The organism is Flavobacterium sp. (genome assembly GCF_031363805.1).
Lineage (GTDB): Bacteria > Bacteroidota > Bacteroidia > Flavobacteriales > Flavobacteriaceae > Flavobacterium.
Window position 1 is genome coordinate 1 of record NZ_JANLVD010000056.1, and the last position, 25,610, is coordinate 25,610.

The window sequence follows — 25,610 nt, forward strand, 5'->3', positions numbered from 1 at the left end:
AACCCGTTCTGGAACAAAAATTATCATGAACGATGCTATTGGCAGTGTGTTTATTGAAGACCCGAGTGGGAATACGTGGATGATGGATGGTAAGGGAAATATCAATGTGAATGCACCGAATGATTTTACTATAAATGCTGGTAAAAATGTAAGTATTACTGCTGGTGTGAATATTTCAACTTCTGCGGGTGTGAACATATCTGAAAATGCTGGGGTCGATAAATCTACGTCTATTGGTATGATGCATAATGTGTTTGTGGGTGGAAATAGTATGATGAATGTGACGGGAAAACTTTTTGAATATATTGAGGGCGATGTACATTCTGAAACGAAACAAGAGCGAACAAATATTAGCGAAGGAAAAGTTACCTCACAAAGTACTGGTCCTCATGAACAACATTCTAAAAAAGAAATAAAAAATAATGCTGCTGAAAAATCTAAACTTTTTTAAATTATGAGTAGATTAAGATATGTAAAAGGAAACGTTGTAGAAATTACAGGTGGTAGTTATAAAGTTTACAGTAATGACAACATTGAGATTCATTCTGGAGATAAAATTATTCAAACTGGTGAGGAAAAAGGAGTAAGTTTTGGTAAGCCAAAAAAACCTCCAGTTATAGACAAAATTTCAAGTAATTGTTTGGTTGAATTTCGTACAAAACAAGACGGAACTTACACTGGGCAATTTGGCTTTGATTGGCTTAGGGTTGACGATAACGCATTAACAACAGAACCAAAATATTATGATTGCATCGAAAATGGCTACGAAGCTCCAAATGGTAAAGCACCCAATAGAGACAGCAATACCGAACATGAAACCAAAGATGAAGCTTACAAGGCACTAAAAAAAGGATATAGCAAAATACCTATAAAAGTACCTGTAACAACACCTGCCACACCTGCGAAAGATTATTTTGTACCTTACTTAAACCTATTTCCCAAACCCTTTAGCGATGTTATAACGGTACCCGCAGGTATGCCTAAGCCACCTTTTGAAGCAGATTTGAGAACATTAATTGAAGTGGGAGGAACTGATGAGCCTGACCAGGTAAGAGTAGTTTTTGACAAAAGATATTTTGAAATAAATGGTAAAGATGGTAGCGATGCTACCCCAGTTTTAATAAGCAGTAAAACCATTGGCGCAAAACGAGATGCTACCGCCGATATATTAAATATAAAATGTATTGCAGAATTTGACAACACACAGCAAATAAAAGTATACAGTTATCCGAAAGGCACAGTGGCACTACCTCTTGCAGAACAATTGGCAAAAAGGGAACTGGCAGGTAAAATTATGGTCTTGCCAAACAAAAACACAGCAGGCAAAGCTCCTGTAAAAAATGTCAAAAAATTAAAAGTAGTTTTGGTTAAGGTAAAAACTAATATAGCAGGTGCAATTAACACAGGCACATTTGATATAGGTTCAGCAGCTGGCGAGAAAAAAGATTTACTTAATGGATTGTATCAAGCCTTAATACAAACTACAATTATAGATTCTCAAACCAGTGCCGCCGGTGTAGTTACAACTCTGGAGCTAGATGTTTCTGCAAATACTCAATTCAAACAACAATATAATGCTGCTGGAACTCCAATTGCATCTCCATTAGTAAATGAATTTGGGGTAATTCAACCTGTTGATGCGCTCATTCCTGCGCTAAAAACTTTGTTTCATGCGCAAACCGCAAACCGCTATACCAACCACTTCATAGCTTTCGCACTCGATGAAAGATCAGGAAACACCAACGGCAGGGTAGAAAATATCAATAAAAAAGCTGTTGTTCTTTTTAATATTAGAAATGCAAAAACTTTGCCTCATGAGGGCATGCATGGTTTAGGTTTGTATCATACGCATAGAGATTTATTTCATGTTCGAATAGATACTGTAAATCCTAGTACGGCAACTGTCTTCTATAATCCTAACATAACACCCATCACACATGATAATACGCTAAAAACAAAAAAAGATAATCTATATATTGGTACAGACAATTCGACTTGGAACTTTGATAACATAACAAACACCTATGTTTTGTCTACAAACTATTGCAGACATGACCACCCACGAAATCAAAAATTTGTTTTCAAACATGCATGGTACGATCCTACTCATGCTACAGATAATTTTATGAGTTACAATGGTGTACTTCGCAAATCAACGTGGCAATGGCAATGGAAGCTTATAAAATCAAACTTATGATAAAAAATCTCTTCATGGCTTTGGTTATGCTAAGCATATCCAACTGCAAGTCGCAAAACAACGAACAACAAATTTCAACCCAAAAAAAAGATACCATGGATTACTTTGATAATAGCAAATATGATAAATTGTCTATTGACAGTAAAAATAATTATAAAATACTACCAAATGGAGATTATGTTACAATAGATATAAGTAATAATCAAACAATTTTAAAAATTCTTAAACGAAACACACCTTTCAAAGATTACTTTGAATATTACAACGATAAAATTAAAGTTAAATCTTTTTTGTTTTACGCTTTTCAATATGGGATTAGAAAAGAATATGATGATAATGGAAAACTAATTAAAGAAATTAATTTCGAGAAAGATTATAAATTTTCTATCGAAAATGTTTGTGAATTAATCAAAAAAGAATATGGTATAGATTTAATGAAAAATACAAGTAATACTGATACTATTCGTTATGATTGTAATAGAATTAAAAAAGAAATCTTTAAAGGAGATATACGTTATTGCTACTTTGTATCTATTGCATATAATACAGAAGGTGGAGCAAGTAAACTTATCGCAATTGACGGAACTACAGGAAAAATATTATATGATATTCCATATGAGCCCGGATTTGGTTTGGATAAATTGCCAAAATCAAAAACACCAATTGTAAATCCAGAGGGTATTATTTTAAAATAAAAATAATGAAACATATTTTCTTAGTTGTCATATTTTTTGCAACAATACAATTATACAGTCAAAAACAAATAATTGGTAAAATATATAAAGCACAGATTAGCGCAAGTTGTAAAGAATTTAATGATGGCGGCGGCTGTATGGATTATAGATATTGTACATTACAATTCAAGAAAAAAACAGTAATGATTTCTTACCAAAATGAATCTCACTGCACACCACATAATAAAGATGATAATGATAATAATTTGAATGATGATTTAAATAAAAAATATTTTTGGACAGTTCAAAATAAAATAATTTCAATAAAAGGCTTTAACGATTACGGTAAATTTATTATTAAAAACAAAAAATTGATAGGTAAAAAAGAAATGAATTATAATGAATATGTCAAACTAGAATTTAAACAACAATGAATGATAAAAAAAATAACAATCCTAGTATATTTTATGATCTTTTTTTCCTGTAATCATCAAAAAGAAATTGCAAAAATAAGTTTTAATGATTTTAATGGTGGAAAATTTGGTGCTTATTCTAAATTAGAAATTACCAAAGAACATATTTATTATGTAAATGGAAATGTTAAGTCAAAAAAAGTGACAAAAGAAAAAACATCTAGAGAGTTATGGAATAATCTAACTAAAGTAAGCATAGATGATTTTTTAAAAGTAAGGAGTAATCCTGGCAGAATAGCTTACGATGGTACTGATGTAGAAATTACAATTTTATTTGGTGATGAGTATTTTTTAATTGTTAATGGTGAAGAAGATACTCTAAATTATAAAAAAATAAAATTATTTGTTTCTTTATTAGAAAAACAGAATGATATTTTTAAAAATAAACATAAACAATCATAATATTCAATAAATTGCGCTTTAATTAAAATAACAAAAAATCAACAAAATGACTCAAAAAAATGAAATTGCAGTAGTGATTCCCCAAGCAGAACTTGACAACATCAACAGTTTGTTAGCCCAACTCAAAACAGCCGTAGCACCATATGTGCACGCACTGACTAACTCAGAAATTGCAGGTATTGCAAAAATGGGTGACAAAACGGTTGCCTTTGTATCGAAAGTAAAAGATTATACAACAACTAATCCAGAGTATGTCCCGAACTTTATGAGCGTACCAGATTTTATAGTCGATGTGAATGCTGTAACTACCTTGTCGCCAATTATGAAATCGATTAAACAAATCACAGATGATTTAAATGACACCATGATGCTATCTGGCAACGAAGCACTAGTAGCCGCTTTGAACTACTATGGCAATGTGAGATATAATGCCAATGAAGGACAAGCGAGTGCAAAAACTATCTACGAAGATCTCAAAAAACGATTCCCAGGACGAGGAAAAACAAGCAAAAATACTACTGTGGTCTAGTTTTTAGACAATTACATAAACCAAAAAGACTCAAAAGCAGAAAAAAATGCCTGTTTTTGGGTCTTTTTTTCGTCTAAAAAACAGCAATTTGCCTCTCTGAGAGAGATAAATACCTCCTTGAGAGGCAAATTTGCTACCGCCATGAAAAATTGCCTCTCCGAGAGGGAAAAATGCCTCTCCAAGAGGCAAATTTGCTACTCAAACAAGAAATTTGCCTCTGTGAGAGAGAAAAATGCCTCCTTGAGAGGCAAATTTGCTACTAATATGAGAACTTTGCCTCTATGAGAGGAAAGTATGCATCTCCAAGAGGCAAATATGCTATACACACAACAAAAATGGCTCTCGGAAAGGAAAAAATGACTCTCGTAGAGGCATTTTTGAGACCGGAAAGAATTTTGTGTAAACTCTAAAATCCTCTAGTGTTTAATTTTCCAAAGTTTTTTAAAAAACCAAAATAGAAGTTTATTAAATTAATTTAACGAATGACAAATGCTCCAAAAAAATTGTAAGTATCAATTATCCAATTAGCTTGCCCCAAATTGCAGCGGCAGCCCTGAGGCAATAAAAGCTATTTTTTCTAGCCATGGCAAAGTGACCAAAGGAAGCTCTTGCAGTGGCGTTGAAAAAAAGCTTTTGTAACGAAGGCTATAGCGAAAAGTTGGATTAGGCACAAAAAACTTATAAATAAACATTTGAATTGAATACCAGCATTTTACAATTAATTTACACCAAAATTTGTCAAACTAATGCGTTCTTTTTTTATATTTACAACAACATTAATTAAAAACTATACATTATGCCAATAAGTACCAATGTTGCCATTCAAATTGGAGGGGAAACGCTAAATCGATTTTCAAAATTAGTAATCAATCAAAAAGTGCAATCCCACCATAGTTTCTCGGTAATACAACCACTGCCGAAAGAATTTGTAAGTCAGGCGGTTGAAAAAGCCCAGAGTTATATTGGGCAATCTATTAAAATAGAAATAAAGCCTAATAATATGGCGACTGAATCGCCATTAGTTTTCAAAGGTATTATCACTGAAGCGCAACTCATGCGAAGTGCAGGTGCCGCCGGAAGTATTGTAATTAATGGATTTAGCCCAACTATCGCCATGGATGGTATGCCCAACATAAAATCGTATTCAGACAAATCGCTCTCCACTATCATACAAGAAGTCACAGAGAAATACGCCCAGACAGAAAACAAACCCAAAATAAAAATACAAAACGATACCGCTTTGCCTTATACAGTTCAATATGGAGAAAGCGATTTTGATTTTATAGCCCGATTGGCACAAAAAAAAGGGCAATGGTTCTATTATAATGGCGAGAATTTATATTATGGCGCGCCAACTTCCAAAACTTTTACTTTAGAATATGGTCGTTCATTGCATAGCTTCAATATCGATATGAAAGCCAAACCGCTTGGTTTTGAATACATAGGATACGACCCAACGAGTGCCGAAACCCAAAAAGCGAATTCTTCAGAAATTAATTATCAGGCGCAGGGTTTTTCCAAGCCTATGTCTGATGCTTCGAACAATTTATTTCCTGATAAATCAAAAATATTTTACAACCAATTTTTGCAGGAAGGCAATGGTAGAACCCATTTGGTAGACAGAACCACGACACAATTGCAGTCACGTGCTGCAGATTTGGTGACTGCCAAAGGCGATTCTGACGAAACTGGACTTCGCATAGGCGATGTGGTAGTCATCAATGAATCGGCTTTTTCGATGACAGGAAACCCACAAGATGGCTTGAAGGAACAAAATTTTGGAAGTTATATTATTACTGATGTGACTCATGTTTGCGATGAAGGCACGTATCACAATACTTTCAGTGCCGTACCAGAAAGTGTACTTTCTCCGCCTTACGGAAATGTACACAATTTCCCAAAAGCAACCGCACAACCAGCCACCATCATTGACAATAATGATCCAAATGGACTCGGCAGAGTACAAGTACAAATGGCTTGGCAGAAGGACAATGGCGTAAACACGCCTTGGATTCGGATGACAAACCCACACGCAGGTGGCGGAAAAGGCATGTATTTTGTACCCGAAATTGGCGAAGAAGTTTTGGTAGGTTTTGAAGGCGACAACGCCGAGAAGCCTTTTGTTTTAGGCACTATGTACAATGGTTCTGAAAGTTCAGGATACAATACGGCTGGCAATGATCAAAAAGTAATACAAACCCGTTCTGGAACAAAAATTATCATGAACGATGCAACTGGCAGTGTGTTTATTGAAGATCCGAGTGGAAATACCTGGATGATGGATGGTAAAGGGAATATAAATGTGAATGCACCGAATGATATTACGATGAATGCAGGGAAAAATATGTCAATAAACGTAGGTCAAAACTTATCAGTAAATGCAGGTATTGATATATCAGAAACTGCAGGACAAAACAAAAATCTTACTACAGGAGCCTTTCATAATGTATTTGTTGGGAAAAATTATTTGGTAAATGTTTTGGGAAGTTTTATGGAAATTATAAAAGGCAATAGAGAATCTGAGACATCTCAAAGAAATGAGATTGCAAAATCAGTTCAAATGCTAGCCACCGAAAAAAATGTGGTTGTAAATTCTGCAAAAACAGTTTTAAAAAATAGTGGTGAAAAATCAACTCAATACTAATCATGGCAGAAGAAACTTCAGGAATTGTAAGAATGATTGGTGGCGATATGGTCAACACTTCAACAGAAATGAAACTTACTGCTACCGATGGCAACTACGAAATTCATTCGCCAGCAAAAATCCAAATTTCTGGTGAAGAAAACGGTGTCGTATATGGTGATTATAAAGCAGATCATAAAGAAGACACCTTGTCGAACAGTATCAATGTCAATTTAAACATTTTTTTTGATGGCACAGGCAACAACAAAACCAATACTGAGTCAAGAGATATAAACTCACCAAATCACGAAGCCTACAAAGACATTGGCAATCAATTTGATGACAGTTTCGAGAACGACTACACCAATGTAGCCCGTGGTTTTGATGCTGTGGATCCAAATGTAGAAAACCAAGTTAGAGTATATGTAGAGGGCATGGGAACCGAAGATTTAAAAAAAGACAATTCAATCCCTGGCGTAGCATTTGGCAAAGGGGACACTGGTGTACCTGCCAAAGTAACCAAAGGTTGTTTGTATGCAGGCAATATGATGGCTGAAAAAGGATATGCTGGAAAAGATATAGATTATCTATTTGTGAACGTCTATGGTTTTAGTCGTGGCGCAGCAGCGGCAAGGCATTTTTTGCATGTGGCAAGTAAAATGGCAGAGTATTCAAGTCCTCAAAAGGTAGATGACAAAATATCTAAATATTATATCAAAACCGATTACAGATTCTATGATAAAGATTTGGTAGAAACCCATCAGTTTGAATTGAAATTAGAAAATACCGCATTTATAGACAAATACGGCTACTTTGGGGCATGTTTGTTAAAAAACAAAATAAACCCCAAATTTATTATTTTTAATTTTGTGGGCTTGTACGATTGTGTTGCGTCTTATGGCATGGGACATGACAAAAATACGGAACAATTAAATCTGAACAGTATTAGCAAGGCAAAATTTATATATCATCTGGCATCAGACGATGAGTACCGCAAAAATTTTCCGCTCACTAACATTAATTCTTGTGGAGTAAAAGGCATAGAGTTTATTTTGCCCGGTGTGCATTCGGACATTGGTGGTTCCTATCTGGACAATAATAAAGAAATGTCTGCTGTAGACAGTCTGGTAACCTACAGTGGAGAAGAATCAAAAAAAATGGCTCAAGAAAGCAAAGACAAAGATTTTGATGCTTTCAAGAAAATTTTGGTTAGCGAAGGTTGGTTTACTGAGACTCAAATACAAAAAGAATTTTTTAAGGAAAAAGAATTTATAGGCTTTTTCACAAGGGCGGCAAATCAATACATTTATGGGCTGGTGGGCAGACGAACCTTGAGTAATTCATACGATAAGATACCGCTTCACCTCATGGTCAATCAATCCAAACATTTTAAGGTGAAGTATGATGAGAGCATATTAAAAACACTTGCAATCAATGATAAATTTATCAAAGACATACAAAACGATATTCACCATTATGTAAATGCCTGTATTAATAAGCGAGGTGAATATATTGATAGTATCGAAAAAGGCACAGGTAGTCTAGAAAGTTTTGCAACAAGTTATATTAGTGATGTGAAACAATTGCATTATAAAAATTTTATGGAATTGGCAGATCTTAAAAAACTTCGAAACAAATACTTGCACTGGTCTGTAAAAAGCAATTTTGTAGGCTTGGGTCCTAAAAACTCAGGTTCTCTAAAAGAAGAACTTCGAAAAAGACATACCTATCATGGATAAACTAAAAAATAGATTTCCGAAATTATTCTTGTTACTACTATTATCGCAACTCACCTCACAATGTCAAAAAATGGAAAAAATCCCAGAATTCCACACTGAAATATGCAGTCCAGATAAAAAATACCGAATTGTTCCTATTTACGACTACATTAAAACTCTAGAAAAAACGCCAGCGGGTTTGCCCTATGGCAGTAGTAGTGGCAGTTGGGGCAGTTCTGGATCAATGTGGACAGAGCAACACGGCACACCTATTGGGTTTGAGTTTACCTATTATGCTACCTACGAAAACAAGTATTATCATATTGATGCAGATTTTGATGTGGAACATATGAAAGATATGGTGGATCGTTGCTATTCTGGCGGTGATCAGGATAGTGCAACACCCGTGAAAGAATTTGTGTCCCGCAAAGAACTGAAAGACATACAAATGAAAGATGGTTCGGATAGGTCATATAGCCCTTTAACCACTCTCGTATTTGGTTTTGCACCACAAGGTATGGTTGTAGTCTGGATGCGATACAGTGGTGCAAATTGCATTGAACTCGGGCGCTACCAAGCCAAAGAAATTACTGATGAGCAAAAAATAGCACAATATCGAAAAAAATATGAATCGAAATATAGGTTAGAAGGTGATAGTTATAAAGTGCAAGTTAAAGATATGCACATTGACAATCCTACTAGTAAACCTTGGGATGATTACCGCATAAAATACAACTGGAACTACAAGGTAACCTCAGACAACAAAGAGTTTAAATTATTTCATTTCGATTCGGCCTATTTTAATGGAGAGAAAGAAGCTCAGTTTCGACCAACTGTTTTGAAACCTGCGATGAAAAAACGGGCAATCCCAGAGATCATCAATATTTATTTTGAAATTAGCGCTCGTGAACGCTACATTGGCAGATTCTTTTTCGATTGGAACAAAATGAATGAATTGCTCAAAAAAAGCGGTGAGCAAAATACTTTTCAGTTTCATGTAAGCGAAGACAACAATAAAATTGAGGTTTTACTCAACAATCAAAAAATAGAAATTGATAGTATTCGTATTTATCCGAACAACGTTACTAAATACCGAGAATCTTATAAATAATAGAGAAAAATAAAATGTTTATTATGTTTATAAAAAAGATAAAAAAAAATATTTTTTATTTAATGGCTTTGGTCATGATAAGTTGCAATGCCCAAAATAACAAAACCATTTCAGGAGAGTGTGATGGAATGTATTTTATGGGTGATAATACATTTGTTTTTATTAAAGGTTATGGTATGGAATTAGGGACTTATAGAATTGATAATGATAAAATATATTTTAATTCAAATAAAAAAAGCGTTAGATTTAGTCTATATGGTAGAAAAAACAATAGTGTGAAAAAAGGGATTAGAATTATGTTTGATGGTTTTGATATTGGAAGTTTCATAAAGTTTCAGACAACTGACACTACTATTTCAAAAAAATTTCAACCCATTTTAGATAAAGATATCGGGGCTTTTACTTTTCCGTATATACATAATAGTCTTGTTAATACTAAAACTTTTTATTTAACAGAAGAGAATACGGATAGAGAATATAAATTTGAAAATAATACAGATTTCAATGATTTTATATTATTTTACAGAAAAGACAAGGAAACCTCTGGTATAGAGGAAAGTTTATCGGGTAAAATAAAAATTTTAAAAAATGGGAAATCAATTTTAGTATCTGGTCAAGAAATAAAATTAGTACCATTCACGAAATCTAGTTTATCAGAAATTGAAACTTACAAACGAATGTATCTAAAATCGTTTCCGATTGAAGAATATTATTATTGCAACGCTGCATATAATGATTTTGATGAAAAAGTTGTTGATATGAAGCAATATAAGATTAATGATGAAAAACAAAGTGAGTATATAAAAATTAAAAAAGCTAATAATGCCTTTGTGAATAAACAAGATGATTTTGATAACGATAAACTAATCTATAGATACAAAAAGATACAAAATACAATTGAAAAAATAGATTTTAGTAAAATAAGCATTGACAAAAAAGCTTTATTTGATGATAAATACGAAATCACAGAAAAAATAAAAGACACTGTTCCTCTCGAACCAGTGATCAAATCTGCATTGATGGAAGTTTTACCTGAAAGGAAAGAAACTAAAAAATAAATTTTAGTGGGCTAATTGGAATTCATTTATACTAATTTGAGTGTGATTAAAGTTATGAGAAAAATATTAATTTTAACACATTAAAATAATCCGCAATATTTACAACAATTCTTTCTAAACCAATAAAATTTACTCAATTTTACATCCCACTTCTTATAGCTTCCACAGGATCCAATTTACTTGCCGAAATAGCTGGCAAAATTCCTGAAATAAGTCCAATAATAGCCGATAATCCAGTTCCTAAAACTACATTCCAAAAGCCAAGTACAAATTCAAAATCAAGTGCATAGGTGAGTAAAAGAGAAATTAGCCAAACCATAAATAGTCCAATTACACCACCAAAAACTGATAAAATAACTGCTTCAAACAAAAATTGCAAAAGTATAAATTTATTTTTTGCGCCAAGCGATTTTTGAATTCCAATCAAATTGGTTCTTTCTTTTACCGAAACAAACATAATGTTGGCAATCCCAAAACCACCCACGAGAAGCGAGAATCCAGAAATTATCCAACCTACGATATTCATTTGCGATACAATGCCATCCAGAAAATCTGTGAATCCTGACAATACATTTACAAAAAAATTGTCAATGGCACCAGTTTTCAGTCCTCTAAAGGTTCGCAATTTCTGACTTAATTCTCCCTTGAAAGCATCCATATCTGCTCCATCAGTTGGCTTTATCAATATGGCTGGCGTAATTAATTCACTATTATCTCCATAAAGTTGACGTAGGAAATTCACCGGAATATAAACTGTTGTATCATCCTCATCTCCAAAAAGTCCTGCGCCTTGCTTTTTTAAAGTGCCAATAACCGTGAATTTCTGACCATATAATCTTATTTTTTTTCCAATAGGATCCACACCTTCAAATAAATTTTTTGCAATATCATATCCCAAAACCGCCAGTGGAGTTCCAGAATTTGATTCAGATTCGTTAAAAAACCTACCTTCCTTAAAACTCAAAGCCTGAATATCTTCCAACTCGTAAGTAGTTGGAACAGGTTTAACTGAGCTGACTGTTTTATTTTCGTATTTTATATTTTCGTTTCTAGTAAACAACTGAAAACACATGGAGTCCAAATTATTTAATGATTTTTTTAAATACTCATATTCTTCGTAAGTTACATCTGGAAATTGCTCTCGTTTCCATTTCGGAATTTCGCTTGGACCAAATGAAAATTTAATTAAATAAATGGAGTTTTTATCAAGTGAACTTAAATCTTTTTTGATTTTTCTGTCAAGTGAATCTACAGCTGCCAAAACGGCTATGATTGAAAAAATACCAATAGTTACACCCAAAAGCGAAAGTAAAGTTCGCAATTTATTACTTCGTAGTGCATTCAAAGCAAAACCAAAACTTTCTTTTAATAATCTGATGTATACAATCATGGTGTAAAATTGACTTAATTACCTTTGTAAAGCAAACAAAAACAAAGCATAAATATTAGTGTAAAATTTATAATTTTTGTTACAATCTTATTCCAAAATTAATTTCAAAAAAACTACTTTTGTGCAACAAACTACAACAACACAATGAATACAACAAAAACAATCAAATCTGCACTCATTTCTGTATTTGACAAAACTGCCTTGGAACCTATTGTCAAAAAATTGCACCAACTCAATGTCACTATTTATTCCACTGGCGGAACGGAGGATTTTATCAAAAATCTTAATATTCCTGTGGTTGCTATAGAAGATGTGACTTCTTACCCATCGATTTTGGGTGGTCGAGTGAAAACATTGCATCCCAAAGTATTTGGTGGAATTTTAAACCGTCAAGACAATGAGACCGATGTACAACAAATGCAAGAATTTGATATTCCTCAAATAGATGTGGTTATCGTGGATTTATATCCATTTGAAAAAACGGTAGCTTCTGGTGCAAACGACACTGATATAATTGAAAAAATTGACATTGGTGGTATTTCGCTCATCCGGGCAGCGGCAAAAAATTTCAAAGACACCTTGATTGTACCCTCTGTAAACGAATATTCTTTATTTTTAGATATCATTTCAAATAATAACGGAGAATCTACGTTTGAACAAAGACAAACATTTGCAAGTAAAGCTTTTAATGTTTCATCACATTATGACACAGCCATTTTCAATTATTTTAATAAAAATCATGAAGAATCTGTTTTGAAGATTAGTGAAACAAAGGGAGATATTTTGAGATATGGCGAAAATCCACATCAAAAAGGATTTTTCTTCGGAAATTTCGAAAAAATGTTTACCAAATTGCACGGCAAAGAACTGTCGTATAATAATTTATTAGATGTTGATGCCGCTGTAAATTTGATGAATGAATTTAAAAATGATAATCCAACATTTGCTATTTTAAAGCACAATAATGCTTGTGGAATTGCAACAAGAAAAACTTTAAAACAAGCCTATCTTGATGCTTTGGAAGCAGATCCAACATCGGCTTTTGGTGGTGTTTTAATTGCCAACAGCAGAATAGATTTGGCTACAGCCGAAGAAATAAATAAATTATTCTGCGAAGTTGTTATTGCACCAAGTTTTGATGACGATGCAGTAGATTTATTAGAAGAAAAAAAGAATAGAATCATATTGGTTCAAAAACAAGTAGATTTGCCAAAAACTTCCGTAAGAAGTTGTCTAAATGGCATTTTGGTTCAAGACAAAGATTTGAAAACAGATTCTAAAGAAGATTTGAAAATAGCCACAACGACATCTCCATCTGATGAAGAAATTGAGGATTTAATTTTTGCTTCAAAAATATGCAAACATACAAAGTCTAATACTATAATTTTAGCAAAAAACAAGCAGTTGTGCGCTTCAGGAACAGGGCAAACTTCAAGAGTTGATGCGCTAAATCAAGCCATTCAAAAGGCAATTTCGTTTCAATTTGATTTGACTGGTGCTGTTCTGGCAAGCGATGCCTTTTTTCCATTTCCTGATTGTGTAGAAATTGCAAATAAGGCAGGAATAACTGCTGTAATTCAGCCAGGAGGCTCCATAAAAGATGAATTAAGTATTGATTATTGCAATAAAAATAATGTTGCAATGGTATTTACAGGAATTCGTCATTTTAAACATTAATTTTATTACTTTTGTGCAACATTTAATATAAACTATTTTAACCATTTCTTAATATGGGATTTTTCGATTTCATGACCGAGGATATAGCAATTGACCTTGGTACCGCAAATACACTAATTATTCACAACGATAAAGTGGTCATTGACAGTCCATCAATAGTGGCTCGTGACCGAATAACAGGGAAAATTATAGCTGTTGGAAAAGAAGCCAGCTTGATGCAAGGTAAAACGCATGAAAATATAAAAACCATTCGCCCATTGAAAGATGGTGTTATTGCAGATTTCGATGCATCGGAACAAATGATAAAAATGCTGATACGTAGTATTCCTGCATTGCAAAAACGTTTGTTTACGCCAGCTTTAAGAATGGTCATTTGTATTCCATCTGGAATTACCGAAGTTGAAATGCGTGCTGTAAAAGAATCTGCTGAACGGGTAAATGGAAAAGAAGTTTATTTAATTCATGAACCAATGGCAGCGTCAATTGGTATTGGTCTAGATATTATGCAACCCAAAGGAAACATGATTGTAGATATTGGTGGTGGAACTACCGAAATTGCAGTTATTGCATTGGGCGGAATAGTTTGCGATAAATCTGTTAAAATTGCTGGTGACGTTTTTACAAACGACATTATTTATTATATGCGTACCCAACACAATTTATTTGTTGGTGAAACTACAGCCGAAAAAATTAAAATTGAAATTGGTGCTGCTATCGAAGATTTGGACTCTCCACCAGAAGATATGTCTGTTCAAGGACGAGATTTACTAACTGGAAAACCAAAACAAGTTGAAGTTTCTTCTCGTGAAATTGCAAAAGCATTAGACAAATCGATACAACGTATTGAAGATGCGGTAATGGAAACCTTGTCTCAAACTCCTCCAGAATTGGCTGCCGATATTTATAATACTGGTATTTATCTAGCCGGTGGTGGAAGTATGCTTCGTGGTTTAGACAAACGTATTTCTCAAAAAACAGATTTACCAGTTTTCATTGCCGAAGATCCTTTAAGAGCCGTAGTTCGTGGAACTGGAATGGCATTAAAAAATCTTACCAAATATAGAAGTATCCTTATAAAATAAGAATTAACAAACGACAGAAATTCAATAGTTGAATTTTAAAAGTACTTTTGAGTTTAGTTCTGAATTTAATTTTCAAAATTTTAATAGTAACAAATGCAGCAAATAATTAATTTTATAGTTAAAAACAGTAACCGCTTACTGTTTTTGTTGCTTTTGATAATTTCTTTGTTTTTGGTAATAAAATCTCATTCTTACCATAGAAGTAAAGTAGTAAATTCAGCTAATATAGTGAGTGGAACCGTTTTTGAAAAAACAAATGAAGTAAAAACATACTTTAGTTTAAAAGAACAAAACGATAAACTAGCCAAGGAAAATGCAGATTTACGAAAATTTCTTTTTAATAAAAAAGACAGTATTTCTGTTCTTTTAAAAGACAGTTTGAAAGGTTATAATAAAATAAATGTAATTCAAACTAGGGTTATTAATAATTCATATAATGTTTCAGAAAATTATTTAACTATCAATAGCGGATCTTTACAGGGAATTAAACCTGATATGGGCGTTATTAATAGTCAAGGAATTGTTGGAATCGTAGAGAAAACTTCGCCAAAATATGCTACAGTTTTGAGTGTTTTAAATGTTAAATCTCAAATAAACGCAAAAATTAAAAAATCAAATCACTTTGGTTCTTTAATATGGAATGCAAAAAATGCAGGATTTGTTCAATTAATTGATATTCCGAGATTAGCTTCCGTAAAAAAAGGGGACACAGTAGTTACAGGTGGAAGATCGACCATATTCCCAGAAAATATTCCTGTCGGAATTATTAGCAGAATTTTTATTGATACACAAACCAATTACTACACACTTGATGTTCGATTGTTTAATGACATGACAAATTTAAATCATGTTTATGTGATTGAAAACAAAGAAAGTGAAGAAATTATTAAACTTGAAAAAGAAACTGTGAAATTAGATGAATAGTGCATTAATCATAAATATCATCCGATTTGTTTTATTGCTAGCAGCGCAAGTTGTCATTTTCAATAATATCAATCTATTTGGGTACATAAATCCGTATCCATACATTTTATTTATATTACTTTATCCAGTAAATTCAAATAAATCTGCCTTATTAGTGGCAAGCTTTTGTTTGGGTTTGGTAGTAGATTTATTTTCAAATTCTGGTGGAATACATACGGCAGCTTGCTTGACTTTGGCCTATGTAAGACCTACTTTTTTTAAATTTGCTTTTGGTTTGAGCTACGAATACCAAACAGTCAAAATAAATGACAGACTTTCGCCTGAAAGATTTACATTTATATTAATATCTATTGCAACGCATCATTTAATACTCTTTTTATTAGAATATTTTAAATTTTCTTTTATATTAAGTGCGCTTTGGAGAACAATTGTTTGTACCATTTTCACGTTAATAGTTTCTATTTTAATTATATATATATTCAAGCCAAATAAGAAATGAGAAAGATCTTACTTCCAGGTATGATTATTGGCGCGGCTATCTTAATCATAGCTCGGCTATTTTTTTTGCAAGTTATTGATGATTCTTTTAAACTTCAATCCGAAAATATTTCGATCAAAATTAAATATGACTATCCAGAAAGAGGCTATATTTATGACAGAAATGGTGAGTTGATGGTTGCAAACCAGCCTTCCTACGATATTATGATTGTTCCTAGAGAAACAAAATCGATGGATACGCTTGAATTTTGCAAATTACTCAATATCAGCAAAGAAAAATTTATCGAACAAGTAAAAAAAGCTGTAGTTTACAGTCCAAGGTTGCCTTCGGTATTTTTATCTCAACTCAATAAATTGGAATATGCAGCTTTTCAAGAAAAAGCAAGAAAATTTGATGGATTTTATATTCAAAAGCGTTCACTACGAGATTACCAAGTCAATGTTGGCGCAAATATTTTCGGCTTTATAACCCAAGCAAATGAGGCCATGGTGAAACAAAATCCTTACTACAAAAGTGGCGATTTACTTGGGAAACAAGGTGTAGAAGAAATGTATGAAAGCGAGTTGCGAGGAGTAAAAGGTGTAAAACACATGCAACGTGATCGTTTCAACAGAGAAATCGGACTTTATAGAGAAGGAAAATTTGATACTATTGCAGTTCAAGGAAAAGATATCACGCTTACCATTGACTCAGAGCTTCAAAAATATGGTGAAGCTTTAATGGTAAACAAGCGTGGCGGAATAGTCGCCATCGAACCTAGCACGGGAGAAATTCTTGCTTTGGTTACCGCACCATCCTATAATCCAAATATTTTGGTTGGCAGACAACGTTCAAGAAATTACACCAAATTGTATAATGATTCTTTAGCCAAACCATTATACGACAGAGGTTTGCTTGCAGAATATCCGCCTGGATCGCCTTTCAAAATGTTAAATGCTTTGATTGCTCTCGATGAGGGTGTTATAGATGAGCAAACTTCGTACACTTGTCATCATGGTTTTTATTATGGCAGAGGTCAATTTATGGGTTGCCATGATGCAGGACCAAGAAACCTAAATAGTGGAATTTATAATTCCTGTAACACCTATTTTGGAAATATTTATTTAAAAACAATCAATAAATATAGTACACCTTCTGAGGGTGTAGATTCATGGAGTAGTCATTTAAAAAGTTTTGGACTCGGACAGTTTATGGGATACGATTTGCCTACTGGAAAACGAGGAAATATTCCAACAGCAAAGACCTATCAAAAAGCTTATCCAAATGGAAATTGGAGAGCCACAGCTATAGTTTCTAATGCAATTGGTCAGGGAGAAATTTTAATGACACCCATACAAATGGCAAATATGATTGCTACCGTTGCCAATAAAGGTTACTATTTTACGCCACATATCATAAAAAAAATAAAAGGTCAAAAAATAGATAAAAAATTCAATACCAAACATGTTACCACCATAAATCCTAAATACTATCCTCCTGTAATTCAAGGTTTATTTGATGTTTATAATTTTGGAACGGCTTCTGGTTTAAAAGTGGAAGGAATAGATATATGTGGAAAAACGGGTACGGCAGAAAATTTTGCAAAAATAGGCACAAAAAGAATACAGCTTAAAGATCATTCTATTTTTGTGGCTTTTGCACCCAAAGAAAAACCCACAATTGCAATTGCAGTATTTGTTGAAAATGGAGGTTTTGGAGCAACTATTGCTGGCCCAATAACAAGTTTAATGATTGAAAAATACATTAAAAAAGAAATAACTCGTAAGGATCGTGAAAAACGAATGTTTGAAATTAGTTTAAAAAATGAATACAATAAATACACTAGAAAATTTTTAGATTCAGTTTTTAAAATGAAAAGAAGAAATGATTCAATAAAAAATGTATTAAAATTAAAAAAATTGGATTCTATCAATAAAAGCAAAACAACACTATAAATGAAAAATCAGAGTGTTTCTAATAATATAGATTGGATAACTGTTATAATATATGTTGTATTGGTCATTTTTGGGTGGATGACTATCTACTCTGCCGACATTACGCCAAACTCTCAATATTATTTTGACTTTAATCAAAATTATGGGAAACAATTAATTTTTATTGGTTTGAATGTTTTTTTAATCACAATTATACTCTCAATTGACGCCAAGTTTTATGAGAAATTTTCAAGTGTATTGTTTGGCTTTTCTCTACTCTTGCTGTTTGGGCTTTTCTTTTTTGGAAAAACCATTGCTGGTCAACGTTGTTGGTATGGTATTGGATCTTTCACACTTCAACCATCAGAATTTGCAAAAGCAACTACAGCACTTGCACTTGCAAAATACTTGAGTGATTCTCAAATAAATTTAAAAAATATCAACCATCAACTAATTGCGTTGCTCATCATTATGTTACCCATTTTTTTGATATTGCCACAACCAGATCCAGGAAGTGCTTTGATATTTGTCATGCTGATTTTAGTTTTAAATCGTGAAGGATTGCCGTCATGGTATTTGTTAACAGGCTTTGCTGCCGTAGTTTTATTTATTCTATCCTTGATTTTAAAACTTCAATTTGTAATTTTAATAGCCGCAATAGCCATTGCAATTCACTATTTCAAATCTAGAAAAGTAAATAGAAACATAATTCTTAGCACCATCGTAATGATATTGGCTACAGGATTTGTTTTTTCAGTTGATTATGTTTTTGAAAATGTTTTCAAGCAACACCACCGCGATCGATTCAATATTTTATTGGGTAAACAAGTTGATATGGACGGTGTGGGTTATAATACAAATCAATCAGAAATCGCTATTGGATCTGGTGGTTGGTTTGGAAAAGGGTATTTGGAAGGCACTCAAACCAAAGGGAATTTTGTACCAGAACAACATACAGATTATATTTTTACGACAATAGGTGAAGAGTGGGGATTTTTAGGATCGCTTGTACTTATTGGTTTATTTGCTGGTTTAATTTTGAGGGTCATTTATTTGGCAGAAAGGCAAAAGACAAAATTTAGTCGAGTGTATGGCTATGGTGTAGCTTCGATTTTATTTACCCATTTTTTTGTAAATATTTCAATGGTCGTGGGCATATTTCCAACTATTGGTGTACCACTTCCGTTTTTATCGTATGGAGGTTCGAGCCTTTGGGGATTTACTATTTTATTATTTATTTTTGTAAAAATGGATGCCAATAAGGTAAACGAGTGGTAGTTATTTTCTAATACCAGAAACGGCTTTAACTATTAAACTTGCAGTTTTTTGACTTGCTCCTGCCCCACCCAATTTTTTTTCTAACTCATTATAATTTTTCAAAAGCTCATTTTTATAATCGGAAGTTAAAATTTTTTCAAGTTCAATTTTGATGTTTTGTGTATTACAATCGTCCTGAATCAATTCTGTAACTACCATTTTATCCATGATAAGATTTACCAACGAAATATATTTTAAAGTAATGACGCGCTTTGCAATTTGATAAGAAGTCCAACTTGCTTTGTATAAAACAACTTCTGGAATTTTAAACAAAGCTGTTTCCAAAGTTGCTGTTCCGGAGGTGACCAAAGCTGCACTTGAAACATTCAATAAATTATAAGTTTGGTTTGATATAAATTTTACTTGGTTTGTTGTTAAAAACTTTTCGTAAAATGAATATTCCTGACTTGGCGCTCCAGCAATTACAAACTGATATTCAGGAAAATAATCCACTACAGATAACATTTCTGAAAGCATTTTTGAAATTTCTTGCTTCCTACTTCCAGGCAAAAGAGCTATAATTGGTCGAGAATCCAAACCATTTTCTTTCCTAAAAACTTCAGCGCCATTTTTCGTACGATTTTGTATGGCATCAATTAATGGGTGACCTACAAATTCGACAGGAAAATGGTGTTTTTTTTCATAAAAATCTTTTTCAAATGGAAGTATGACATACATTTTATCGACATCTCTTTTAATGTCAGTAATTCTGTTTTCCTTCCAAGCCCAAATTTGCGGAGAAATGTAATAATGATTTTGAATGCCTATTTTTTTTGACCATTTGGCAATTCTCATATTAAAACCTGGGTAATCAATAAAAATAATGGCATCTGGATTAAATTTTAAAATATCGGCTTTACAAATTTTTATATTATTCAGAATGGTCTTTAAATTCAAAACTACTTCCAAAAACCCCATGAAGGATAAATCACGATAATGTTTCACGAGTGTACCACCTGTATTTTTCATTAAATCGCCTCCCCAAAATCTAATGTCGGCAGCAACATCCTCTTGATAAATATTTTTCATTAAATTTGAACCATGCAAATCGCCCGAAGCTTCACCAGCAATAATATAATATTTCATTTTTTAAAATTATAGGTTTGATAAATTAGACAAAAATCGTGATAACGGTTAACAAAATAGTTACCAAAACCACACCACGAGCCATCAGTTCTTTGTCGAATTTGAGTAAAATAAAAAAAGCAATAATATTCAATATGGCTCCCAAAGTAATTATTTTACCAAGAAACCCACGGCTAGACATTCCTTTAATTCCTTCAGTAAAACCAGTTTCAGTAAAAAACTCCATAAAGAAAAACATACCCACAAAAGTGGTTATAAAACCAATGATTACACCAAATAACAAATCTATTTTTTTCATAATTTAAGTACTAACTTTATAATTCCCAACCATTCAACTGTTGCATAGCATGGTAAGCGGTCATATCAAACTGCACTGGAACAACAGCTATATAACCGTTTTCAAGCGCCCATTCATCTGTATCTTCGCCTTTATCTTGGTTTACAAACTCTCCAGTTAACCAATAATAATCTTTTCCTTGTGGTGTTTTTCGTTTGTCAAATTTTTCCATCCACATGGCTTTTGCTTGCCTGCAAATTTTAATTCCTTTCAGATCGGCTGTCTTTTTCTTAGGAAAATTAACATTCAAAACCACACTGTCTGGTAATCCGTTTTTCAAAACTTCCAATGCAATTTTTTTCATAAATGGCTTAAAAGTTTCAAAATCTGCTTTCCAATCATAATCGCATAATGAAAAACCAATGGCAGGAATGCCTTCAATTCCAGCTTCAACAGCCGCACTCATGGTTCCAGAATAAATTACATTTATAGAAGAATTTGAACCATGATTGACTCCCGAAACACATAAGTCTGGTTTTTGTTTTAAAATTTCATTCACAGCCAATTTAACGCAATCTACAGGCGTTCCAGAACAACTATATTCTGTAACTACAGCATCTTTGTCTGAAATTTTTTCCAAATGCAAAGTGCTGTTAATTGTTATGGCATGACCCATAGCACTTTGGGGACTGTCTGGCGCAACTACAACTACAGTTCCAATTTCCTGCATGACTTCAATTAAGGATCGAATTCCTGGCGCAGAAATGCCATCATCATTGGTAACTAAAATTAAAGGTTTTTTCATTATTTTTAAAAAAGAGTAATACAAAATTTAACATAAAATAGTTCGGCTAAATTAATCATTTTTCGGCTCAAGATTTTATATTTGTATCTTTAACAAAAAATTATGCGGTAGTAAATTTTATTGGAATAATTTTTTATGTACTTTCGTTATTATTATGAATGCAATTTATGAATTTATGAAAAGGAATTATAAAATACTTTTGGTTACAGTAGTAATGTCTGCTGCTTTGTGGAGTTTTGTGCCAAAAAACCAACCAGATCCAGAAAAAGACAAAACATTATTAGGGTTAATTGACTTTGTAATTACAAATGGACATTACAATGCAGCTCCGATGGACGATAAATTTTCAAAAAGTTTATTTAAAAGTTATATGGATGCGCTAGATCAATCCAGAAGATTTTTTCTTGAATCTGATATTAATGAATTCAAAAAATATGAGTTGGAAATAGATGATCTTATCAAAAATAAAGATTTGTCATTTTTTGAACTAACTTACAATCGATTACAAAAACGCATACGAGAATCAAAAGTTGTATATAAATCAATTAGTGATAAACCGTTTGATTTTTCTGTAGATGAAAATTTCAACTTAGATAGTGATGAAATATCTTTTGCAAAAAATTATACAGAACTTAAAAACAGATGGAGACTACAAATAAAATTATCTGTGCTTTCTTCTGTGACCGATAAATTGAAGTTGGAAGCAGACAAAAAACTGAAAGATCCAAAATACAAATCAAAAACATTAAAGGAAATTGAAAAAGAATCCAGAGAATCATCAGTAAAATCTCTTGATGACTATTTTGATTTTATCGAAGATGTGGAAAAGAAAGATTGGTTCGTAGTATTTATAAATGCCATGGTTGTTCAATTTGATCCTCATACTTTCTATTTTGCTCCTGAAGAAAAAGAACGTTTTGACATTAGTATGAGCGGAAAATTGGAAGGTATTGGTGCAAGACTTCAAAAGAAAAATGATTTCACAGAAATATCGGAATTAATTTCTGGTGGTCCAGCTTGGCGTGGAAAAGAACTGGAACCCGGAGATGTTGTCATGAGAGTTGCCCAAGGCGATGCCGAAGCGGTAGATGTGGTTGGAATGCGTCTTGACGATGTGGTTAAAAAAATAAAAGGAAAACGTGGTACCGAAGTTAAATTGACTGTTAAAAAAGTTGATGGTACTATAAAAATTATTTCAATAATTCGAGATATTGTTGAAATTGAAGAGACCTATGCAAAATCGAGCGTTGTTGAAAAAGACGGAAAAAAATATGGTATCATTTATTTGCCTAAATTTTATATCGATTTTGAAAATGATGACAATAGGGATTCTGCAAAAGATGTGGCTATCGAAATTCAAAACTTGAAAAAAGCTGGAGTTGAAGGAATTGTTATGGATTTACGTGATGATGGTGGTGGATCTTTAAAAACAGCAGTCGAAATTACTGGATTGTTTATAAAAGAAGGACCAGTGGTTCAAATAAAATCTTCTCAGAAAAATAAAGAAATCTTGGAGGACAAAGACGTAAGAGTACAATGGGATGGTCCACTAGTAGTAATGATTAATAATTTTTCGGCTTCTGCATCAGAAATATTTGCAGCCGCTATTCAAGATTATAGCCGAGGAATAATTATTGGAAGCAAGCAATCTTACGGAAAAGGAACCGTTCAAAATGTGATCGATTTAAACCAATTTGTGAAAGGAAATACCATGGGTGATTTTGGAGCTTTAAAAACCACTACTCAGAAATTTTATAGAGTGAATGGAGGATCTACCCAGTTGGAAGGCGTAACTAGTGATATACCATTACCAGATAGATATTCTTATATAAAAATTGGCGAACGCGATGAATTGAATGCTATGCCATGGGACAAAATTGATGCTGCCAATTACCAATCGCTGAACAATGTAGAAAACTTTAATAGTGTTATCGAAAAAAGCAAAAAAAGGGTATCAGAAAATGTACAATTTCAGCTTATTGATGAAAGTGCGAAATGGGTAAATGATAGAAAAGATGATGATGTGGTGAGTTTGAACATTGATAAATTCCAAAAAGAACAATCAATTATAGAAGCAGCATCCAAAAAATTTAAAGCCATTGGAAATTATGATAATAAATTAAGTTTTTATTCTAAAAACGATCTTGTTATAGCAAAAGACAGTGTTTCCATCCGAAAAAGAAAAGATTGGTACCAAAGTCTTAAAAAAGATGTTTATGTGGAAGAAGCTTTGAGTGTACTAGGCGATATTAAGAAAAATATCATAGTTAAAAAACCAATTGCAGTTAAAGCAAAAAATTCAAAATCTGAGAATTATAAAGTGACTATAAAATAGTTAACTAAATTCAAAATGTAACAAAAAAGCAACTTTTAAAAGTTGCTTTTTGTTTTTAATGGAACACCTTTGTAGATTTGCAATTATACCAATTATGTATATAAAATAGTTTAATTAATATTAGCTGTTTTTTTATAATAATTAGACTAATATATAAATATATTTTGTATATTTATTTATGGCAAAATCAAAACGAATAATAGTCAAAGAGAGTGAAGTAGAACTTTGTAAATTAAGACTAAAACAACCTGTTCATTTGAGAAAAAGAATCGATTTGTTGTCAGTTTTAAAAAGGAGTGAAATTTCATTAAGCAAGTTAGAGTTGGCAAAAGTTCTAAAGATCAATCATAATACTGCACAAAGATGGAGAAACTTATATTTTGAAAAAGGCATTGATGGTCTTTTATTTTATGGCAGAATTGGATTCAAACCCTCTATAATAAGTAAGGAATTGCATTTAGAAATACAGGCAAGATTGAATTCTCCAAAAGATGCTTTTACTTCTTATATTGATTTAATACAATGGATTACAGACAATTATATGCCTCAAGGAATTAATTACCAAACCATAAATAGCTATGTGAAAAGAAATTTTGGTGCAAAACTAAAAGTTGCCCGCAAAAGTCATATCAATAAAAATCAGGATGATAGTGATGCTTTTAAAAAAACTTCAAATTAATACTTGAACACGCATTGAGCGACGCTTTACAAGAATTTACAACCTTTAATCTATATGTTCAAGATGAAAGTCGATTTGGATTATTTACAAGAAACGGAAAAGCATTAACTGCTCTGGGGGTAAAACCCATCTGTACTTATCAAAACGTATTTAAATCTACTTATATTTTTGGTGCGTTTTCACCCTACAATGGTGATAGTTTGGTTATGGAATTACTGTTTTGTAATGGTGATAATTTTACTCAATTTTTATTTAAATTTTGGTTTTCGTGATGTGCTTCGCAGTTCAAATCTTCTCGAATGAACTTTCAGATAAAAACCCAACAGAGTATAAGGTTGTTATTCTGGATAATGGTCGTTTTCATAAAGGTAAAAAACTAGAAATCCCTAAAAATATAAAATTAGTTTTTTTACCACCATACTCACCTGAACTTAATCCTGCTGAATTGGTGTGGTTAAATATGAAAAGAAAAACTACTAATAAAGTATATAAAACAATGGAAGAATTAAAAAAAATATAGAGCAAATAATCAAGGAATTATTAACATCAGAATTTATTGAAAACCTCTGCGGGTTTGGCTATTTTTTTGATTAATTCAGACTGTATTATATACATAATTGGTATTATTTAGCTATAAAAAATAATTACACCCAACGGATTAAGTTATATAATTTTAAAACAAAAAATCCCCATCAAATATATGATGAGGATTTAATAGAATCTGAAACGAGTTCAGATTAAAGAAAGGCGACGACATACTCTCCCACAAAATTGCAGTACCATCTGCGCAGGCGGGCTTAACTTCTCTGTTCGAGATGGGAAGAGGTGAGCCCCGCCGCAA

General features: G+C 32.6%; 22 protein-coding genes, 1 rRNA gene and 1 pseudogene. 19 read left to right on the plus strand and 5 right to left on the minus strand.

All coding sequences use genetic code 11. From position 1 onward, the window contains the following. From RMN92_RS03310 to RMN92_RS03355, 10 genes and pseudogenes are all read left to right on the plus strand, one after another. Nucleotides 1–451, plus strand: a pseudogene (locus RMN92_RS03310) (type IV secretion protein Rhs); the annotation flags it as partial. 3 nt (nt 452–454) lie between these two features. Next, entirely contained in the window at nt 455–2,197 is a 1,743-nt protein-coding gene (locus RMN92_RS03315; protein ID WP_309608042.1) for a hypothetical protein, read from the plus strand. Then, the gene (locus tag RMN92_RS03320) at nt 2,194–2,892 is read left to right on the plus strand and encodes a hypothetical protein (protein WP_309608043.1); all 699 of its coding nucleotides are present in this window, start codon (nt 2,194–2,196) and stop codon (nt 2,890–2,892) included. Before RMN92_RS03315 ends, RMN92_RS03320 begins: the two co-directional genes overlap by 4 nt. Nucleotides 2,893–2,897: 5 nt before the next feature. Next, nucleotides 2,898–3,305: a hypothetical protein gene (locus RMN92_RS03325; RefSeq protein WP_309608044.1), complete on the plus strand. Its 408-nt coding sequence runs from the start codon at nt 2,898–2,900 to the stop codon at nt 3,303–3,305. Then, a complete protein-coding gene (locus RMN92_RS03330) occupies nt 3,306–3,746 on the plus strand; it encodes a hypothetical protein (RefSeq protein WP_309608045.1) in 441 nt (146 codons plus the stop codon). 46 nt (nt 3,747–3,792) lie between these two features. Further along, a complete protein-coding gene (locus RMN92_RS03335; RefSeq protein ID WP_309608047.1) occupies nt 3,793–4,275 on the plus strand; it encodes a hypothetical protein in 483 nt (160 codons plus the stop codon). Between the two features lie 796 nt (nt 4,276–5,071). Further along, complete coding sequence (locus tag RMN92_RS03340; protein ID WP_309608048.1) at nt 5,072–6,919, plus strand: type VI secretion system tip protein VgrG; 1,848 nt, start codon at nt 5,072–5,074, stop codon at nt 6,917–6,919. A 2-nt stretch (nt 6,920–6,921) separates the two neighbouring features. Then, nucleotides 6,922–8,637 (plus strand): DUF2235 domain-containing protein, encoded by a 1,716-nt coding sequence (locus RMN92_RS03345; RefSeq protein WP_309608049.1) that lies wholly within the window; start codon nt 6,922–6,924, stop codon nt 8,635–8,637. Nucleotides 8,638–8,707: 70 nt separating this feature from the next. Then, nucleotides 8,708–9,727, plus strand: a complete 1,020-nt coding sequence (locus RMN92_RS03350; RefSeq protein WP_309608050.1) for a DUF2931 family protein — start codon at nt 8,708–8,710, stop codon at nt 9,725–9,727. A 23-nt stretch (nt 9,728–9,750) separates the two neighbouring features. Continuing rightward, a complete protein-coding gene (locus RMN92_RS03355; RefSeq protein ID WP_309608051.1) occupies nt 9,751–10,785 on the plus strand; it encodes a hypothetical protein in 1,035 nt (344 codons plus the stop codon). A 139-nt stretch (nt 10,786–10,924) separates the two neighbouring features. Here RMN92_RS03355 and RMN92_RS03360 read toward each other — a convergent pair whose 3' ends face one another. Then, complete coding sequence (locus tag RMN92_RS03360) at nt 10,925–12,175, minus strand: ABC transporter permease (RefSeq protein WP_309608052.1); 1,251 nt, start codon at nt 12,173–12,175, stop codon at nt 10,925–10,927. A 144-nt stretch (nt 12,176–12,319) separates the two neighbouring features. Here RMN92_RS03360 and purH point away from each other — a divergent pair, with 144 nt between their 5' ends. The 6 genes from purH (at nt 12,320) to rodA (ending at nt 19,548) form a co-directional block, all read left to right on the plus strand. Next, entirely contained in the window at nt 12,320–13,852 is a 1,533-nt protein-coding gene (gene purH / locus RMN92_RS03365) for a bifunctional phosphoribosylaminoimidazolecarboxamide formyltransferase/IMP cyclohydrolase (RefSeq protein ID WP_309608053.1), read from the plus strand. A gap of 53 nt (nt 13,853–13,905) precedes the next feature. After that, nucleotides 13,906–14,934 carry a rod shape-determining protein gene (locus RMN92_RS03370; protein ID WP_309608054.1) on the plus strand — a complete coding sequence of 343 codons (1,029 nt, stop codon included), beginning with the start codon at nt 13,906–13,908 and terminating at the stop codon, nt 14,932–14,934. Between the two features lie 93 nt (nt 14,935–15,027). Beyond that, complete coding sequence (mreC, locus tag RMN92_RS03375) at nt 15,028–15,858, plus strand: rod shape-determining protein MreC (protein WP_309608055.1); 831 nt, start codon at nt 15,028–15,030, stop codon at nt 15,856–15,858. Next, nucleotides 15,851–16,357 (plus strand): rod shape-determining protein MreD, encoded by a 507-nt coding sequence (locus tag RMN92_RS03380; RefSeq protein ID WP_309608056.1) that lies wholly within the window; start codon nt 15,851–15,853, stop codon nt 16,355–16,357. The genes mreC and RMN92_RS03380 overlap by 8 nt, the downstream gene beginning before the upstream one ends. Then, nucleotides 16,354–18,291: a penicillin-binding protein 2 gene (mrdA, locus tag RMN92_RS03385; protein WP_309608057.1), complete on the plus strand. Its 1,938-nt coding sequence runs from the start codon at nt 16,354–16,356 to the stop codon at nt 18,289–18,291. The genes RMN92_RS03380 and mrdA overlap by 4 nt, the downstream gene beginning before the upstream one ends. After that, nucleotides 18,292–19,548 (plus strand): rod shape-determining protein RodA, encoded by a 1,257-nt coding sequence (gene rodA / locus RMN92_RS03390; RefSeq protein WP_309608058.1) that lies wholly within the window; start codon nt 18,292–18,294, stop codon nt 19,546–19,548. It abuts the gene before it with no gap. On the opposite strand, the gene lpxB is transcribed toward rodA, so the two are convergent. The 3 genes from lpxB to surE are packed head-to-tail and all read right to left on the minus strand — an operon-like array spanning nt 19,549 to nt 21,755. Continuing rightward, the gene (gene lpxB / locus RMN92_RS03395; protein WP_309608059.1) at nt 19,549–20,673 is read right to left on the minus strand and encodes a lipid-A-disaccharide synthase; all 1,125 of its coding nucleotides are present in this window, start codon (nt 20,671–20,673) and stop codon (nt 19,549–19,551) included. Between the two features lie 25 nt (nt 20,674–20,698). Further along, complete coding sequence (locus tag RMN92_RS03400; protein WP_309608060.1) at nt 20,699–20,971, minus strand: hypothetical protein; 273 nt, start codon at nt 20,969–20,971, stop codon at nt 20,699–20,701. A 16-nt stretch (nt 20,972–20,987) separates the two neighbouring features. Further along, nucleotides 20,988–21,755, minus strand: a complete 768-nt coding sequence (gene surE, locus RMN92_RS03405) for a 5'/3'-nucleotidase SurE (RefSeq protein WP_309608061.1) — start codon at nt 21,753–21,755, stop codon at nt 20,988–20,990. 154 nt (nt 21,756–21,909) lie between these two features. Between surE and RMN92_RS03410 the strand changes: the two genes are divergently transcribed. The 3 genes from RMN92_RS03410 to RMN92_RS03420 all read left to right on the plus strand — a co-directional run bounded on the left by RMN92_RS03410 (nt 21,910) and on the right by RMN92_RS03420 (nt 25,289). Next, nucleotides 21,910–24,090 (plus strand): carboxy terminal-processing peptidase, encoded by a 2,181-nt coding sequence (locus RMN92_RS03410; RefSeq protein WP_309608062.1) that lies wholly within the window; start codon nt 21,910–21,912, stop codon nt 24,088–24,090. A gap of 178 nt (nt 24,091–24,268) precedes the next feature. Next, nucleotides 24,269–24,769 (plus strand): hypothetical protein, encoded by a 501-nt coding sequence (locus RMN92_RS03415; protein ID WP_309608063.1) that lies wholly within the window; start codon nt 24,269–24,271, stop codon nt 24,767–24,769. A 271-nt stretch (nt 24,770–25,040) separates the two neighbouring features. Continuing rightward, complete coding sequence (locus RMN92_RS03420; RefSeq protein ID WP_309608064.1) at nt 25,041–25,289, plus strand: transposase; 249 nt, start codon at nt 25,041–25,043, stop codon at nt 25,287–25,289. A gap of 222 nt (nt 25,290–25,511) precedes the next feature. Here RMN92_RS03420 and rrf read toward each other — a convergent pair. Further along, a 5S ribosomal RNA gene (gene rrf / locus RMN92_RS03425) occupies nt 25,512–25,610 on the minus strand; the annotation flags it as partial.